This window comes from Burkholderia sp. AU45251 (genome assembly GCF_030482905.1).
Lineage (GTDB): Bacteria > Pseudomonadota > Gammaproteobacteria > Burkholderiales > Burkholderiaceae > Burkholderia > Burkholderia aenigmatica.
Genome location: NZ_JAUJQH010000012.1, coordinates 78,291 through 93,856 on the forward strand (window position 1 = coordinate 78,291; position 15,566 = coordinate 93,856).

Consider the following 15,566-nt stretch of genomic DNA (forward strand, 5'->3'; position numbering starts at 1 on the left):
AACCGGATTTGACATGAGTTATTCGGCCAAGGTGCTGTGGGGGGAAGGGCTGTTCCTCCGGCCTCAACACTTTCAGCGACAGGACGCGTACCACGAAGCGCGCCTGTTCGAATCGATCCAGGCGATCCAGCCGTACAACTGGGGCGTGCGCTCGGTGCGCATCGACCGCGATGCGCTCGGCAGCAACGTGCTGCGAGTGGCCGAGCTCGCGCTCGTGTTCCAGGACGGCGCACTGTATGCCGCGCCGCAGGCCGACGACCTGCCGCCGCCGATCGCGCTGGACACGCTGCCTGACGGCATCAACGAATTCGTGTTCTATCTCGCGCTGCACCCGCTGCGCGAGAACGCCACCAACTACAGCGACGATCCGGCCGCCGGCTTCATGACGCGTTTCGTCAGCGAGCAGACGAGCGTCGCCGACAACTTCACCGACGCGGCCGAAGCCGACATCACGTTCCTGAAGACGCAGGTCAAGCTGATCGCGCACAGCGAACCGCGTGACCAGCTGCTGTCGGTGCCGCTCGTGCGCGTGCGCCGCACCGCGACGTCCGGTTTCGAGATCGACGACAGCTTCGTGCCGCCGTGCCTCGCGATCGACGCATCGCCGATCCTGCACCAGCGGCTGCGCCAGCTCGTCGACGCGCTGCAGGCGAAGGTGAACGCGCTGTATGGCTTCCACCGCGAGCCGTCGAAGAACATCATCGAGTTCCGCTCGGGCGACATCGCATCGTTCTGGCTGCTGCACACCGCCAACGCCGCGTTCGCGACGCTCGCGCACCTGCACCAGCATGCGGCGCTGCATCCGGAGCGGCTGTTCCAGGAGCTGCTGCGCCTCGCGGGCCAACTGATGACGTTCTCGAAGGGCTATACGCTCGCCGACCTGCCGGTGTACCGCCACGACGATCCGGGCCCGAGCTTTGCGCGTCTCGACCTGATGCTGCGCGAACTGCTCGACACCGTGATCTCGACGCGCTACTTCGCGATCACGCTCGACGAAGTGCGCCCGTCGTTCCACCTCGGCCGCCTCGATTCGGGCAAGATCGACGACAAGACCGAGTTCTACCTCGCAGTGTCCGCGGACATGCCGAGCGTCGAGCTCGTCGATGCGGTGCCGGCCCGCTTCAAGGTCGGCGCACCCGACGACGTCGACAAGCTCGTGCTGTCGGCCATGCCCGGCGTGCGGCTCTCGTACACGCCGCAGGTGCCGCCCGCGATTCCGGTGCGCCCCGGCGCCTGCTACTTCGCGCTCGATTCGCGCGGCGCGCTGTACGAGCGGATGTTGCAGGCCCAGTCCGCGATGATCTACGCGCCGACTGGCATCAATGACCTGAAATTCGAACTGATCGCGGTCACATCATGAGCTACGCGCCTTCCCTGTTCGGCGACAACGCGCCGGCCCCCCTGCATAGCCCGGCGTCGACGGACGCGTCGTTCCAGGCCCGTTCGCTGCTCGACCTGCTGTACGACGGCTTCTTCATGCTGTTCCTGCTCAAGAACGGGCGGGAGCCGGAGAGCGCGGGCGAGTTCAGCACGCGGATCCAGGAATTCCTGTCGGACTTCGAGCGCGGGGCGAAGAAGCTGAATATCGCGGCTGAAGATGTGTACAGCTCGAAGTTCGCGTTCTGCGCGGCCATCGACGAGATGGTGCTGTCGTCGCAGTTCAAGATCCGCACGGACTGGGAACGCCGGCCGCTGCAGCTCGTGCTGTTCGGCGAGCAGCTCGCGGGCGAGAAGTTCTTCCAGTATCTCGAGGAATGCCGCGCGCAGGGCGCGGCGCGGCTGCAGTCGCTCGAGGTGTTTCACATGTGCCTGCTGCTCGGGTTCCAGGGCAAGTATCTGCTCGAAGGGCCGGAGAAGCTGGCCTACCTCACGGCGCGGCTGGGGGACGAGATCGCGCATATGAAGGGCAAGCGGGCGCCGTTCGCACCGCATTGGCCGCTGCCGGACCAGATCGCACACCGGTTGAAGCGCGAGGTGCCGGTTTGGGCGATCGGGGCGGTGTTCGCGCTGGTTGCGCTGCTCGGCTATCTCGGGCTCAACACGTATCTGAAGGACAAGACGCTGCAGGCGCTGGCGCCTTATTCGCAAGTGATCAAGGTCGGGCCGGAATCGGCGAATCTGACGATTTCGTTGCCTTGAGGACGCGTTTTCTGCGCGTCGCTTCACGATAAAAAAGGACCGCCGAGCGGTCCTTTTTCATTGCGGCGCTCCGTTCAGTCATGCTCGCGACTGCATGCCGTTCGGGCCCAGATCGAGAAAGTCGTCGTGGCGATCGAAATGGTTGAGGCAGCGGACGACGTCCTCGATCGATGCGTCCGGTTTCTGGCGATAGGCGAGATCGACGACGTCCTGAAAGTGCTCGCACGAGTACTGGAATACGTAACCCAGCTCGGCGACCCTTTCAGGGTAGATCTCGCGATCCTCGTCGTCGACCTGGACCGTATCGCCGATGTAAATCGTCTGTTGCGGATGCAGCGCTGCGTCGCCGTCCTTTCCGTAAACATCGTATAGCCAAGCGGGATCGTAGTGCTCCTGCCGTTCGGCCTTCGCGCGGACGACGGCGATGAACTCGGCAAGCGTGAAGGTTCTGTGCTTGAAATCTTCCGGGCCGCGAATCTGCAATCCGATGCGCTCGCATTCGATACGCGCCAGCCATTGTTCGGCCTTGTCACGCTCGACCGCCAGCAGGTCGGCATCCGGGTCGCTTGCCGCCGCAAGCGCCCGCTCCAGGAACGGCCGTGCCGATACGCCACGTGAGGTTTCACACAACAGTTCCCCGAGCGCAACGAGCGACTGCACGAGCGCCACGCGATCGCCCTCCTGCTCGGCCTCTGTCTGCGCCAGACACAGCGCGGCTTCGCCACGATCCGTCATGCCTCGATCGAGCAGCATCAATGCCTTGCGGAAGGTTTGCCGCGCACTCACGCCGATGCCTCGTTGTCAGGCAGATCCATCCAGATGTCCTCGTAACCGGTGTCGTCGATGATGAAACGCGCGCCGGCCGGCAGCATCAGATAAGGCAGAACCAGCGGCAGGAACGTAGACAGATGCGTGACATGCAGCGGTTGATAAAAATCGTCCGCATCCGAGTATTCGCCGCAATGAAAAAACCAGCTTACGTTGCGACCTTCGGACAGCATCACGCGCGTGCCGTAGACAGGCGCTTTTCCGAGCGTCGACATCGCGACGGCAACCATGTCCTCGGGTTCGGCTGCTCGCAGACCGTATCGCGCACACACCGCCTCCTGGCGTTCACGCATCGCAACGGGATCATCGGTCACGTTCAATTCGCTCCTTCTCCCGCATGGCCCCGCATCGACAGAAAGGTGGCGAAATCGTCGGCCACGTGTGCCGTCTCGCCCGTCTCGTGCGACCAGAGGACGATGGCCGGCTCCCACGACGCATCGATCCGGTCGTAATCGAAGCAATAGTAGTCACCCGTCCCGAACTCGGCAAACGGCAACAGGTTCGAGAAATCGGCATCCGTGTGGTCGAAGTTGTCTCGCCACTCGCGCCAACCCTCGTTGTAGTGCCGAACGATCGAATTCCACGTCTTGCGCGGATTGCGCGCATCGAAGACGGGGAACACCGGCATTCCGCCGAGCGACCGGCCATTGTTGAGCAGCAGCCATGCCGCGAACGCGTGCGGCAACGCGCGGCCGAGCGCTGCTTCGGCCGCTTCGATTTCCACCGTGGTCGTACCGATGGTTGCTGTTCGGATCATCGATCGGTCTCCGTCAATACTCGCCGCGTTTGTATCGGCGTATCAGCCGGGTTGCCAACATAGCGCGGGATCGGCGCCGCCGCGCGAGACGAAATAAATCGCTGCTTGCACGGCCGTCGCGCGATCCACGCAGTCTCGCGCCCGATAGCTGCCGCGCTGGCCACCCGCGACCAGTTCGATCGTTTCGCCAGCCGGCGCAGTGGGTGCCGTCAGATTCAGCAACGCGGCGTCGACGTGCGAGGCAATGAACACGACATACCGATCGTCACTACCGCCGCCTATCGTCATCAGCATCCCATCGCTCGTCTCGAATGCGACAGTCGAGCGATCGCGCCCGTTCAGCCGTTCGACTGCCGCGATGGCTTGCGCAACGCTGTCGCATTGCGCTTCCGTCACGTGCGAGCGGTTGCCGGTATACGTTTCTTCGATCACCTTCGTGGTTCGCATTCGATGTCCTTCGACGCTGAATCAAACAGACGGGTTACGTTGTCCGAGCGAAGTTCGGCGCTTCACGCTCGACCGGATCCGTTACTCGATACTCGTCACCCAATAGAAATCGGAAGCGGCCAAACCGAGCCGCGTCTTCACGACCTCTACCGCCTGCGCTGTTTTCACCTTCGAATCGACGCTGATGACCACGCCCTTTATCGGTGCGTTGAGGTAATACATGAACTGCATCGGCCCGACCATATCGTCGAGCAGAATGCCCGCAAAGTATTCGTCCAGATCGTCGACACCCTTCTCGAATGGAATCCCGGTCCGCGCCGAGCATTCAGAATGGTCGAATCCGAGCATGCAGACAGGCTTGCCATTTCCACTGGGCCAAACACGGGGCTTGTTCATTGTCGGCGGACCTTCATTACTGTGGTTCGTTACACCCCGGCTCTCGAATCCCGCACAAGCGCCTGCCTGGCATCGATGGTTTGCGGTCACCTTCGGCGAGCAGTACGCGTCGGTATGGCTTCACGACCGGTCGAGCCACCCGTCGAGCAGGTCGTAGTCGTGCAGGTCATGTTCGCCGCGCGTGGGACCGGGTTCCGGTCAACAGCGGGTGTCTGCCAGGCCATCCGTGTCGTGACCGTCCAATCTCATGACATGACACGACTCGCCCGCACTCACCCATCGACCCTCTCCATGAACACCGCCGCTTCCGCATCCGGCAGCGCGTCGCTTATCCGCGACCGGACCTCCGCAACGAATGCCGGCCGGATTTCATCCGTGTCGTCGAAGATATCGCGCGCATGCTTTCCGACGTACAGATCGCACCATATCCACAACGCGTGCGCGAAATGCGTGAGGGATGGCGCGACGCGCAATGGTGTCCAGGCGCCCGCGCCGTGGCGGTCGAACAGCACGTCTCCTTCCGGCACGACGATAACAGGATCGCCGCCCATCTGACCCAACACGATCCAGTCGTCGTGCCATCCGGACAGCCGCCGGCCCGATGCGTCGACGCGATAGCCGGTCTGGCCGATCGCGAGGCTCGCCGGGTTGCCGTATAACAGGAGGTTGTCAGCGGTCCAGGGGATCGACAGATCGACGTTGTCGAGCGCGTTGAACCATGCGGCAATTTCCGCGCTGACCGAGACGGATCTCGCGTGTGCTGGATGATCGGGAGCACGTGCACCGATGCTTGCGCGTGTGCCCACCGTGCCGCGAATCCGGACGATGAACCGATTCAGATCCCGATTGGACATATCGTGCCTCCCGTCGACATTGCGCGTTGCCAAATCGCTTGTGAACGATGCCGGCGGTGCGTCTTTCTGTGTGCCGCCTGCCAACACCTGAGTCAATCCTCGATCCCGGAGATCGACGACGCCATCAGTCGAATTTCAGGTGTCCATCGAGCCACTTCCCGACCGCGTTCCTGCCGAGATCGGACGCGAATTGCTTCAAACGAAGCGCCTCGTCGCGGCTCACCTCAACCCCTCTGCGCAACAACACATTCAGCCCCGCTATCGCGGCGTCTTCCCCGTCAAGGCAATAGAGCGCCTGCCGGATCGGTGTGAGACCGTTTGCCGCCACCGTCGACATGTTGGCACCGGCATCGATCAGTTTCTCCGCTCGCGCGATCAATCCGAATTTCAATGCCGCCGATAGCGCCGTGATACCGCTGCGGTTCGGCTCGTCAAGCAGGCTCCGTGTCGCATACCACGCCACCGTTTTCTCGAAGAGCGCCGCATCGCGATCCAGCGTCGCGCAATGCAGAAACGTATCGCCGGTACGCTCGTTCCTCTGCAGGAAATTCACGTGACTGCCGTCCAGAAAATCGAAGATCGCTCGACTTCTTGCGACATGGAACAGAATGGGCATTCCCTCAAGCACATCCTGTCTTGCAATGTTGGGCAGCAGCCGCTGAATCGGAGCCAGGTCACCCTCCGAGAACGCACCGGCCGCCTCGAAAATATCAACAAGGAATTCTGCATTCATACTCGGTCACCCTCTGGTTCTCGACCCACGTCGCGTCGTGCTCCAATCGATGGCGGGGGGCGGCGGGATCTCACGCGTACTGCACCGCATGGCTGCATCCGGTCGCTGGCGCCTTCCGCACCGGCTAGGCATTCGAAAAGACGACCAACCTGCCCGCGGGATGCCGGCCATCCCAGCCACACGGGAAACCACCGTCGAGATAGGCATGCAGAATACTGTCCCAAATCGGCGGGAAGCAATCGTTGGCGTAGCACTGAAACAGAATGCCGATATCCCGGATCATCAGCTCGATCAGCGGACACGACACCGCATTCGTCCACTTGAGATCCGCGCCGTTGAAGTGCTTGCCTTCGATGCCCCAGTGCTGATTCTTCATCAACCGGGATGCAACCTGGCGGCTCCATTCGAAGCCGGCGGGAAACACCTCCTCCGCGTCACTGACCGACTCCCATTCGTCGAAATCGTCGAACGAATCATCGGTCGCGAAGTGACGTGCGATCGCCGCGTCCCGGACAACGTGATGTGCCACTGGATCGCCGCGATAGGCGGCACCAAAAAATGCGTCCTGCTCGAGAAATCGTACGAGCGGATCGGCTGCAATCAACACGTCATGCCAGGATTTCATGGCGACTCGCGGCGGATCACGGCGTCAGGTCAGAACAGGATGAACGCGTCGTTCTCGACGTAAAAAACGAACGCATCGAGCAACTGAAGCACGCTCGGTTCGTCGACCTGATCGTGGGCGTTGATCACGATGTCCTCGATCGTCGCGCTGTCCAACGTGATCCGCCAGCCGGGTTGATTCGCGGCAGCAGGGACAGCGTCGTCCTCCACATCCCGGGTGTCTTCAAAGAACACGCCTTCGGTATCGAGCGTCCATGGCATGGGCGGCAAGTAGAGCCATCCTGCGAAGTCGCCCGGGCGCTCGAGGATCTGTTTCAGCGATGCTTCAGTCACGGAAGTGGTCAACATGGGTAGTGCGGTTGTAGCTGGGGCAAATGCGTCGGGGGCTGGATCGAGGTGGCGAATCGCCTCCTTCTCCGCCACCTGTTACGTAACGGCCGAACGCGCGTGGTTACTGTCTGCCGCGCTCGTGCTGCGAGCCGTAATTATGCCAATTTCATACCCGCGAGATCATGCCGGCCGCTGTTGCCGGTCGAGTGCTCGCGGTCGAGTGCTCGCGGTCGAATGCCGCGCTTGACGACGCCTGCGGCGATGGTCATGCGACGGACCGCATGCCTCGACCAAAGGAGGCTTATATCGGCTCCCCGAAATACACGAAGTCAAAGACCTCAATCCAGTGCGCGAACTCGGCCGGCACCGCGTCACGCCAATGCCGTGCGGAATCGATGCGCTTGTCGGACGCAAACAAGACTGCGTCTCCCTTTGAGGCAGCGTGAATCGTCAACACGATCAGACCGCCTCCTTCCGCCGCAAAGGCCGCACGTCGACAGGCTCCTGGATCCTCGACGTCGTCGAAAAACACAACGCCGGATCGGGTCAGATCCGCTTCCCGACAGCGGATGTACCCCCAATCCGCGATCCTGTCCGGGAGTGCCTGAAACGCGGCGTCGAGCGAGGAAAAGTGGATCGTCACCAATGTCGAAATCAGGGCTCGTAGCGGATCGTTTCGTAGATCCTGGCATCCCTCCTTGCCCCACGGACTGCGTCGCTGCGTTTTCATTGATGGCCACCGGACTTACCAAACTCGATATCGCGTGCCGCCACAAATCTCCACCTCGACATCAACGAACTGGCCTGCAGCCGACACAACGAATCCAGTTGCAGCTGACGTGATGGCGACAAGAAATTGCAGAGAAATCGAAATTACTTCGCGAGAACTCCGGTGCCACCTCGCAACTACACCTCCTTCAGCACCATCGCCGCGAGTTTCTTCTCGCTCACGAGCCGTCTTATCGATTTTCGATCACCACTCTTCTCAACAAACTCCGTGATACCTGAAAAAGCGTCGAACAAAATCCCCTCCAACCTTGGTGCATCACGCTCTGCAACGCACTTGTCCACCTCAGCCTGGAAATCCCCTCGAACGCCTGGACAACCCCCCATTCTAAAATCAACGTGCGGCCAAACCGAGGCCCCCTTTTTGAATACCATTTTCATTTCAGGCTCGCGAAAATCACCCGCCAACAGCTCCTTATAAAATATCCCAACATTCACATAAAATAATTTACTGTAGGATGACTTTTGGTGATTGATCACGAGCCAGAGATCCGTCAACTCGATAAAACGAGTCACCCCAGCCCCCTGAAATCCGGCAGCCACAGCCGCTTGCCCGAACACCTTTCCCGTTGAAAATTCAGCCTCTTTCATTGCATGCTCTTGCAAAGATACTGCGCAGCATCTGAACAACGACGTCCGGGTTCAGTCCTTCGAACGCGGATTTGTCAGCCTGGATACTGACGCCTCGACCATCGGTGTCCTTGAGCGGATCGTCCGCCGTGATCCGCCACGGGAAGCTCAGGCCGTTGGATTGGAAGCGCTTCAGATGAGCCAAGTCGGGGGCGGCTCCGGCTCTCAGTCGGAAATCATCGGCATATGAGGTTGCTGCGAGCGAGAAAAGACGGACGGGCACGAGAACGGTTCGCATAACGCTGGTGAAACGAGTCTCCATACTTCACATCAGCGCAATCAGCTGAAGTAGAGATGAACCAATTTCCCGTACTCGGGAGAATATTTCCTGAAACTACCCAACGGCTTCTCATCGAGCCGATCCATTGTGGCCTCTATATTCCACGTTATCAATTTTTCATTTCCAACGGATGCATAATCCACCCCCAGGACCGCATACCCCGACCTTACACTTCTTCGGCCGAACCGGATAACAGAACACTTACCCATCAAAATGGCGCCATCTTTTCTGTCATCAGAGAAATAGAGATGGGTATCATCCCTCAGCGAATTGAATTTACGACCACCCAAAATTTTCTTGAGCAAAGCCATCAACCCTACACCCGGGCCAAAATCGACCGAACTTCCAACACAGTCCGCCCCAAGGTAATATAACTTATACAGCGAAGCAATCTCCCTATTCCCATGATTAACATGTATATTTTTTTCACACGCATGAAAATCAGAACCTTCCCCCACAACATCGAAATCCCCATCCTCGAGCAGCCGCTTGCTTTCATCTTCACCGCGAATCAACCTACCTGGATCACCACCATTAAACTGCAGCAGCGCATCAATAATTTCAGGAAACTGGATCACCATCGCTGTTTACTTAGAAATATGAGTCGCACCAGATTCCCCACTATTGCCGAGAATCTCTGCAACCTTTTTGAGTTCTGATACCCGATTTGCATTTGGATATGCATCCGCACCGGCCAGTGCAGCCTTGGCCACCGTCTACACGTTCAACGTCACCCCATCCAGCTACACGGCGGCCATCGCGTGCACCCATAGAGATGCCGTACCTGATGCAACAGTTTCTGCTGTCTTCAGCAAGCTCGCAGTCTTCGGAAAGGCATCCCTCATCTGTTGAACTGCAGCAGGAACAACAACCAGGCAGGACGGAAATCCCTGGGGATTGAGCTTATTTCCGGCTCTTTCAAACGGTGGTTATCGATCGAGTTACCTCCAGCGGCCCCGGGGAAGAGGCTGACCATTCAGCCCAAGCGGATCGATCCACTGCACAGGATTGGGTGCGTACTGGAAGACGTTGCCCCTTCGCGAGTCCGATCGGATCCTTCGACACGCAGCGCCACGACACCGGATCATCGTACCGGTGTCAGTTATCGCGCCGCCCTGTCTATTTCGCTCTCCGGAGCCCGCTTCACGGCACCAGTATGTCGTACAGATACAGCGTCGGCTGTGCCGCGTTGTCCTTCTTTACTCGAAAGATCATGAACGCGTCCGAACGCCCCCCTTCCGAGAAGATGGGTACCTCGATCGATAGCCCGTCCGATTGGTGTCCGCCAATTTCGAATACGTAACCATTCATCAGCGCCTCATCCGGGATCGGACGAACCGCCTCCCCACACAAGCAGGATCTCAGCGCAGCTCGGTACTCCGATGCCGTGCCTGGTGCGGCGAGTCCCTGGCGCACCAGTTCCTCAAAGTGATCATGGATCAATGCGTCGTAGATATGCCTCACTAACGGGGCATGCATCGGATAGTCCACCAATTTACGTTCCACGCTCCCTCCTATCTCCGATTCTTTTCGGTTCGCATTGGCGTCTTTCCATTGAACCCGATGTTTTCGAAATAGGGAACGTGGGGTGGGCAGCCGCCACGCCAGCCGTCCGCCGCATCCATGAAATCGATCTCAATCAGGGCCAATTCGACTTCCAGCGCGGCGCGGTTGCGAGTAGTGTCTACGTGCCCGTATTGCTGCCCGCCGCGCCCGACCGGCGCCCGGCGCTTACCCCACACCCCGCTGACCACTGGAGATCTGCGATGAAACGTTCGAAGTTCCTGCTATCGGGCCTGCTGCTCGCGTCGGCCCTCGGATTCACGGCCGTCGCCGCGCACGCGGACGACCTGCTCGACTCGGTCAAGAAAGCCGGCGTGCTCCGGGTCGGCCTCGAAGGCACCTATCCGCCGTTCAACTCGCGCGGCACGTCGGGCCAGCTCGAGGGCTTCGACGTCGACGTCGCGAACGCTGTCGCCGGCAAGCTCGGCGTGAAGACGCAGTTCGTCCCGACCGAATGGAGCGGCATCATCGCCGGCCTGCAGGCCGGCAAGTTCGACGTGATCGTCAACCAGGTCACGATCACGCCGCAGCGCAAGGAAGCGCTCGATTTCAGCCAGCCGTACACGTACTCGGCCGCGCAGCTGATCCAGCGCAAGGACGACACGCGCAACTTCAAGTCGCTCGACGACTTCAAGGGCAAGAAGCTCGGTGTGACGCTCGGTACCAACTATGACCAGATGGCACGCACCGTGCCGGGCATCGAGGTGCAGACGTATCCGGGCGCGCCGGAGAAGCTGCGCGACCTCGCCGCGGGCCGGATCGAGGCGACGCTCGACGATCGCCTGATGCTGCCGTACATGATCAAGACGTCCAACCTGCCGCTGCGCGCGGGCGCGGTGCTGAACGGCGGCAAGCAGGAAATGGCGATCCCGTTCCGCAAGGGCAACCCGAAGTTCGAGAAGGCGATCAACGACGCGCTCGACTCGCTGCGCAAGGACGGCACGCTGAAGAAGATCTCGATGCACTGGTTCGGCAGCGACGTGACCGTGCCGGTCGCGCAGTAAGCGGCCCGGCACTGCAACGCGTCACGCCCTTCGTCTCGATGAAGGCGTGACGCGTCCCCTCAGGCCGCTTCGTCGAAGCGCGCCAGCAGCATCTGGCCGATCGGCGTCAGCGCCGGGCGCGCCGCCACGGCATTCATGCGCACCTGCGTATCGTCAACCAGCCGCTTCTCGACCAGCACGGCGAAGGCCGGATTCGACGGATCGACGCTGTCCGGCGCACGCGCGACGCGCAACAGCATCGAGAATTCATGCGGACTCAGCATGGTCTCTGTCTCCTGATCGTCCGCGGTCCGGTTCGAGCCGGCGTCGATCGTATTTTCGAATGAAATCGCGCGATGCATGACCACTGCGCCGTCGGGAGCGAGATCCCGATCGGCCCCCGACTGCGACGCGGGCACGTCGTCGCGAGCAGGTTGCGCACGTTCCCGGTCCGGCGGTGCCGCCGCGACGGGAACGTGCAACGTTATGGGCGCACCATGACGTGACCGTGACAGGAAAACGGGGCGCAAATCGATGCGCGTCATATGCCGTTTCGGTTCGATGCCCCTACGATTGACGAAGACGAGCCGCATCGCTTGTCAGGCCGTCAGTTGCCCGCTCGCGCGCCGTTTCGCGCCCTTCATCGCGGATCGACCGAATACGGGAAACCCCCACGCCCCGATCCGTTCGCATGGCGCATGCAGCGCACAACCACGTTCACCGCGCGCCCAAGTGTCATCCCGATGAGCACGCCCCATACCGCGAACGACAGCATCACGAAGCCGCTCGTCGCCGCCCACGGTGCATGCACGGCGACCGCGTAATGGATGCCCGTTTCGGCGACGAACGTCAGCATCAGCGTGACGAGCAGGCTCGCGTCGCCGGGCAGGCGCACGCGCAGGCCCGACGACGCCGGACGGTACTCGAGCCGCCACCGGCCCGCGTGCAGCCAGCCCAGCGCCGCGCCCCCCAGGACGGCTGCCAGTGCGATCGCGTTCGCGTCGATGCCGGCATGCGGGAAGAGTCCGTTCAGGCTGACGATGCCGAGCATGCCGAAAGCGACCGGCGAGATCAGCGGTCGTGCAGCCGGCACCTCGCGCGGGAAACAGCGCTTGATGCCGATATAGAGCAGCACGCAAAACATGACGTACACGTAAGGCTTCAGGTGAAGGAGCGTGGACATGGTCGGAGTCGCCTGATCGAAGTGGACACGGCGACACCGTACTGCCCGGCCCCGACAGGCGGTACGGCTTGCGACGGGAGGCAGGAATTCGCAGACGAGTTGCGCGTCGCGGCGACGATCGTTCAGCGAATCGGGACGACCGATGCGCGCAGCATCCGGCAACCGGCGTCGTCCGGACCGAAGGTCCGCCTTCGCCGGGACAGTCGGCGCGTCGTGCCCGACGCGAAACCGGCAACACCCCGTGTCCTTCCGCGGCCCCTTCCACTACACTCGTGACGGAAACGGGCCAACCGTCGGCGGCCGAAGCACTTCGTCGAAGCCGCGCGCCGTTCGTCGCAATCCGCACGCGGTCGGCCCGACCGGCAGTAAGGTCAGGCCATCGGCGCATCGCGCGCCTTCCCTCACCCGACACCATGCGAGCCACATCCGACCCATCGCCGATTCCGCAGCCACCCGCCGGCGCCCCGCCGCGGCTGCTGCGCGACCCGGCCGCGCTGCTCGCGTTTGCGTGTTTCAACTCGGTCGTCGGGCTGGGGTTCTGGGCCATCCATTTCAACGAACCGCTGCTGCCCTACCTCGTCGTCGCCAACGCGATCGGTTTCTGCGCGCTGCTGTTCAGCTATGCCGCCGACCGGCTGCTGCCGCGCAAGCCCGGGCTCGCATTGAAGACCCTCGTGATCGCGCCGGCCAGCGTGCTTATCGGTTTCGAGATCTCGGCAACGATCGTCGGCGGGAACGTGCCGCACGTGTTCGGGCGCGCCCGCATCGGAACGTGGGACAACTACGGGCCGTCGTTGCTCATCTCGGCGATCCTGTTCGTGTGCGTGTCGCTGTTCCTGCAGTCCATGCGCATGCGTGCGACGCTCGAGACCGAGCGCCGCGAAGCCGCCGAAGCGCGCCAGGCCGAGACGGCCGCGCGCCTGGCGCTGTTGCAGGCGCAGATCGAGCCGCACTTTCTGTTCAATACGCTCGCGAACGTGCAGAGCCTGATCGAGCGCGATCCGGCTCGCGCATCGACGATGCTCGACAGCCTGAACCGCTACCTCCGTGCGAGCCTGCGACGCACGCGCGATGCGACGTCGACACTCGGCGAGGAGCTCGAACTCGTCGAGGCGTTGCTGAAGATCGCGTCGATCCGCCTCGGCGAGCGGCTTTCGTATGCGATCGACGTGCCGGCGGATCTGCACGCGCGGCCGTTCTCGCCGCTGCTGCTGCAACCGCTCGTCGAAAATGCGCTGCTGCACGGAATCGAGCCGTCGATCGACGGCGGCGTGATCGTGATTCGCGGCCGGATGCGCGGCGACCGGCTCGAACTGAACGTGATCGATACGGGTGTCGGCCTCGGCAACGGCGACACGCGCCTGCATGGCGGCGTCGGTCTGGCCAACGTGATGGCGCGCATCCGGACGCTGCACGGCGAGCGCGGCCGCGTCTCCGTCGAGACGAACACCGCCGCCGCGCATGGCGTCACCGCGACCTTGCTGATTCCGATCGACTGACATGCCGACCGCCCTCATCGCCGATGACGAACCGAACCTGTCCGCGTCGCTCGCGCAGCGGCTGGGCACGCTCTGGCCCGAACTGGACATCGTCGCGATGCCGCGCAACGGCATCGAAACGCTGGCCGCGCTGAACGCGTCGCCGCGCCCGGACATCGCGTTTCTCGACATCCGCATGCCCGGCATCGACGGGCTGAAGCTCGCTGCGCTCGTACCCGACGTGCATGTCGTGTTCGTCACGGCCTACGACGAATATGCGGTCGATGCGTTCGATCGTGCCGCGGTCGACTACCTGCTGAAGCCGGTGACGGACGAGCGGCTGCTGCGCTGTATCGCGAAACTGCAGCGCGGCGGGCCGGCGCTCGCGCAAACCGATGCGCTCACGCAGGCGGCGCAAGCGAGAGAAGCGGCGCCGATCCGCTGGCTGACCGTGGGCGTGAAGGATGCGACGCGGCTCGTATCGGTCGATGACGTGTTGTATTTCCAGGCATCGGAGAAATACACCGAAGTCGTCACGGCTGGCGAACGACTCGTGATTCGCACGCCGTTGAAGGAACTGATGCAGCGGCTCGATCCAGAGCGGTTCGCGCAGGTGCATCGCGGCGTGATCGTTGCGTATGCAGCGATCGATCGTGTCGAGCGCGATCTGCTGGGAAGGTTGCGGATTCGCGTGCACGGACAGCGCGAGATGCTGCCGGTCAGTCGGGCGTATGCGGGGTTGTTCAGGCAGATGTGATGCGGGGCGGCTGGCGGCCGGCGCGACAGGATTACGTTCTGACAGATCTTGGACGACGCGTTGGCAAACCGCGCCGCATCCAACACAATCACGCGAACATCCCGCATTCGGCGGCGTGGCATCGCACAAACACGGCGCCCCATCCGGCAGACCCGTCATGAAAACACTACGTGGAATGACAACGTGCGTAGTCGCCGCGCTCGCGAGCGGCTGCGTGACCACGCCGAATCTCGTCGACGAGAGCGTGGCCGGCATCACGCCGACGCACGCGAGCGGGATCCTGATCGTCGTGGACGGCAAGATCTTCGATTCGCCGTCATTCGGCAGCGAGGGCCGCGCCTATCTGGCAGGACTCGGCGAAGGCATCCAGGGCACGCTGACTGACATCCCGACGCAGCTCGTCGAGCTCGACGTGATGAAGTTCGTCGATCCGATACCGCATGCGCTGGACGCGATGCATCCGAGTCACCTGGTTCGCCTGTACACGGCGTCCGACTTGCGCCGCAACGACACGCCCGTGAGTGCGACGTGGCAGATGACCGTATCCGACGTCAAAATGACGCCAGTCGCGCCGACCGACGAAAAGCCGGCAGGGACGCGCTACACGTTCAAGCCGATCTACAAGGCGCGCGCCGATGGCGACACGTGCGTCGATTCCGACAGTCTCGCGAAGCAATGCGGGGCGGCGATGGGAAAGATACTCGGCGATGCACTGCGCGCCGCGCATGTGATGCAGATCGGCGCAGGGACATAGGCGACATGGCTTTCGCCGCTGACGATCACCTTGTCAACCCGGAA

The 15,566-nt window shown here is 62.0% G+C and carries 22 protein-coding genes; 6 read left to right on the top strand and 16 right to left on the bottom strand.

Annotation, left to right across the window (positions count from 1 at the left end):
- The first annotated feature begins 13 nt into the window (after positions 1-13).
- Both tssK and icmH read left to right on the top strand, forming a co-directional pair.
- Positions 14-1,360, top strand: coding sequence for a type VI secretion system baseplate subunit TssK (gene tssK, locus QZM67_RS22760; RefSeq protein ID WP_175023530.1), 1,347 nt, complete (start codon positions 14-16; stop codon positions 1,358-1,360).
- A complete protein-coding gene (gene icmH / locus QZM67_RS22765; RefSeq protein ID WP_043191659.1) occupies positions 1,357-2,139 on the top strand; it encodes a type IVB secretion system protein IcmH/DotU in 783 nt (260 codons plus the stop codon). The genes tssK and icmH overlap by 4 nt, the downstream gene beginning before the upstream one ends.
- 78 nt (positions 2,140-2,217) lie before the next feature.
- Here icmH and QZM67_RS22770 read toward each other — a convergent pair whose 3' ends face one another.
- The 14 genes from QZM67_RS22770 to QZM67_RS22835 all read right to left on the bottom strand — a co-directional run bounded on the left by QZM67_RS22770 (position 2,218) and on the right by QZM67_RS22835 (position 10,310).
- Positions 2,218-2,895 (bottom strand): hypothetical protein, encoded by a 678-nt coding sequence (locus tag QZM67_RS22770; protein ID WP_301806836.1) that lies wholly within the window; start codon positions 2,893-2,895, stop codon positions 2,218-2,220.
- Between the two features lie 26 nt (positions 2,896-2,921).
- Positions 2,922-3,281, bottom strand: a complete 360-nt coding sequence (locus QZM67_RS22775) for a hypothetical protein (RefSeq protein WP_175023531.1) — start codon at positions 3,279-3,281, stop codon at positions 2,922-2,924.
- A 2-nt stretch (positions 3,282-3,283) separates the two neighbouring features.
- Complete coding sequence (locus QZM67_RS22780) at positions 3,284-3,724, bottom strand: SMI1/KNR4 family protein (RefSeq protein WP_175023532.1); 441 nt, start codon at positions 3,722-3,724, stop codon at positions 3,284-3,286.
- A gap of 42 nt (positions 3,725-3,766) precedes the next feature.
- Positions 3,767-4,171: an Imm1 family immunity protein gene (locus tag QZM67_RS22785; protein ID WP_301806841.1), complete on the bottom strand. Its 405-nt coding sequence runs from the start codon at positions 4,169-4,171 to the stop codon at positions 3,767-3,769.
- Between the two features lie 81 nt (positions 4,172-4,252).
- The gene (locus QZM67_RS22790) at positions 4,253-4,567 is read right to left on the bottom strand and encodes a hypothetical protein (RefSeq protein ID WP_301806843.1); all 315 of its coding nucleotides are present in this window, start codon (positions 4,565-4,567) and stop codon (positions 4,253-4,255) included.
- Between the two features lie 272 nt (positions 4,568-4,839).
- On the bottom strand, positions 4,840-5,517 hold the full coding sequence (locus tag QZM67_RS22795) for a hypothetical protein (protein ID WP_301806845.1): 678 nt from the start codon (positions 5,515-5,517) through the stop codon (positions 4,840-4,842).
- A 28-nt stretch (positions 5,518-5,545) separates the two neighbouring features.
- Positions 5,546-6,154, bottom strand: a complete 609-nt coding sequence (locus tag QZM67_RS22800) for an ankyrin repeat domain-containing protein (protein WP_175023537.1) — start codon at positions 6,152-6,154, stop codon at positions 5,546-5,548.
- 124 nt (positions 6,155-6,278) lie between these two features.
- Complete coding sequence (locus QZM67_RS22805; protein ID WP_301806849.1) at positions 6,279-6,779, bottom strand: hypothetical protein; 501 nt, start codon at positions 6,777-6,779, stop codon at positions 6,279-6,281.
- Between the two features lie 29 nt (positions 6,780-6,808).
- On the bottom strand, positions 6,809-7,126 hold the full coding sequence (locus QZM67_RS22810; RefSeq protein ID WP_301806851.1) for a hypothetical protein: 318 nt from the start codon (positions 7,124-7,126) through the stop codon (positions 6,809-6,811).
- A 283-nt stretch (positions 7,127-7,409) separates the two neighbouring features.
- Positions 7,410-7,838 (bottom strand): hypothetical protein, encoded by a 429-nt coding sequence (locus QZM67_RS22815; RefSeq protein ID WP_301806853.1) that lies wholly within the window; start codon positions 7,836-7,838, stop codon positions 7,410-7,412.
- A gap of 176 nt (positions 7,839-8,014) precedes the next feature.
- Positions 8,015-8,485: a DUF4304 domain-containing protein gene (locus tag QZM67_RS22820; protein WP_301806855.1), complete on the bottom strand. Its 471-nt coding sequence runs from the start codon at positions 8,483-8,485 to the stop codon at positions 8,015-8,017.
- Positions 8,472-8,786, bottom strand: coding sequence for a hypothetical protein (locus tag QZM67_RS22825; RefSeq protein ID WP_301806858.1), 315 nt, complete (start codon positions 8,784-8,786; stop codon positions 8,472-8,474). The genes QZM67_RS22820 and QZM67_RS22825 overlap by 14 nt, the downstream gene beginning before the upstream one ends.
- 17 nt (positions 8,787-8,803) lie before the next feature.
- Positions 8,804-9,385 (bottom strand): hypothetical protein, encoded by a 582-nt coding sequence (locus QZM67_RS22830; RefSeq protein WP_301806860.1) that lies wholly within the window; start codon positions 9,383-9,385, stop codon positions 8,804-8,806.
- A gap of 562 nt (positions 9,386-9,947) precedes the next feature.
- Positions 9,948-10,310, bottom strand: a complete 363-nt coding sequence (locus tag QZM67_RS22835) for a hypothetical protein (RefSeq protein ID WP_301806862.1) — start codon at positions 10,308-10,310, stop codon at positions 9,948-9,950.
- 260 nt (positions 10,311-10,570) lie between these two features.
- Between QZM67_RS22835 and QZM67_RS22840 the strand changes: the two genes are divergently transcribed.
- Positions 10,571-11,371 carry a transporter substrate-binding domain-containing protein gene (locus tag QZM67_RS22840; protein ID WP_089449787.1) on the top strand — a complete coding sequence of 267 codons (801 nt, stop codon included), beginning with the start codon at positions 10,571-10,573 and terminating at the stop codon, positions 11,369-11,371.
- Between the two features lie 59 nt (positions 11,372-11,430).
- Here QZM67_RS22840 and QZM67_RS22845 read toward each other — a convergent pair whose 3' ends face one another.
- On the bottom strand, positions 11,431-11,634 hold the full coding sequence (locus QZM67_RS22845; protein WP_011350748.1) for a hypothetical protein: 204 nt from the start codon (positions 11,632-11,634) through the stop codon (positions 11,431-11,433).
- Between the two features lie 356 nt (positions 11,635-11,990).
- Complete coding sequence (locus tag QZM67_RS22850) at positions 11,991-12,533, bottom strand: hypothetical protein (protein ID WP_043191701.1); 543 nt, start codon at positions 12,531-12,533, stop codon at positions 11,991-11,993.
- A 272-nt stretch (positions 12,534-12,805) separates the two neighbouring features.
- Between QZM67_RS22850 and QZM67_RS22855 the strand changes: the two genes are divergently transcribed.
- The 3 genes from QZM67_RS22855 (at position 12,806) to QZM67_RS22865 (ending at position 15,522) form a co-directional block, all read left to right on the top strand.
- Positions 12,806-14,032, top strand: coding sequence for a sensor histidine kinase (locus tag QZM67_RS22855; protein ID WP_301806866.1), 1,227 nt, complete (start codon positions 12,806-12,808; stop codon positions 14,030-14,032).
- A 1-nt stretch (position 14,033) separates the two neighbouring features.
- Positions 14,034-14,768: a LytTR family DNA-binding domain-containing protein gene (locus QZM67_RS22860; RefSeq protein WP_301806868.1), complete on the top strand. Its 735-nt coding sequence runs from the start codon at positions 14,034-14,036 to the stop codon at positions 14,766-14,768.
- Between the two features lie 175 nt (positions 14,769-14,943).
- On the top strand, positions 14,944-15,522 hold the full coding sequence (locus QZM67_RS22865) for a hypothetical protein (protein ID WP_301806871.1): 579 nt from the start codon (positions 14,944-14,946) through the stop codon (positions 15,520-15,522).
- The last annotated feature ends 44 nt before the right edge of the window (positions 15,523-15,566 follow it).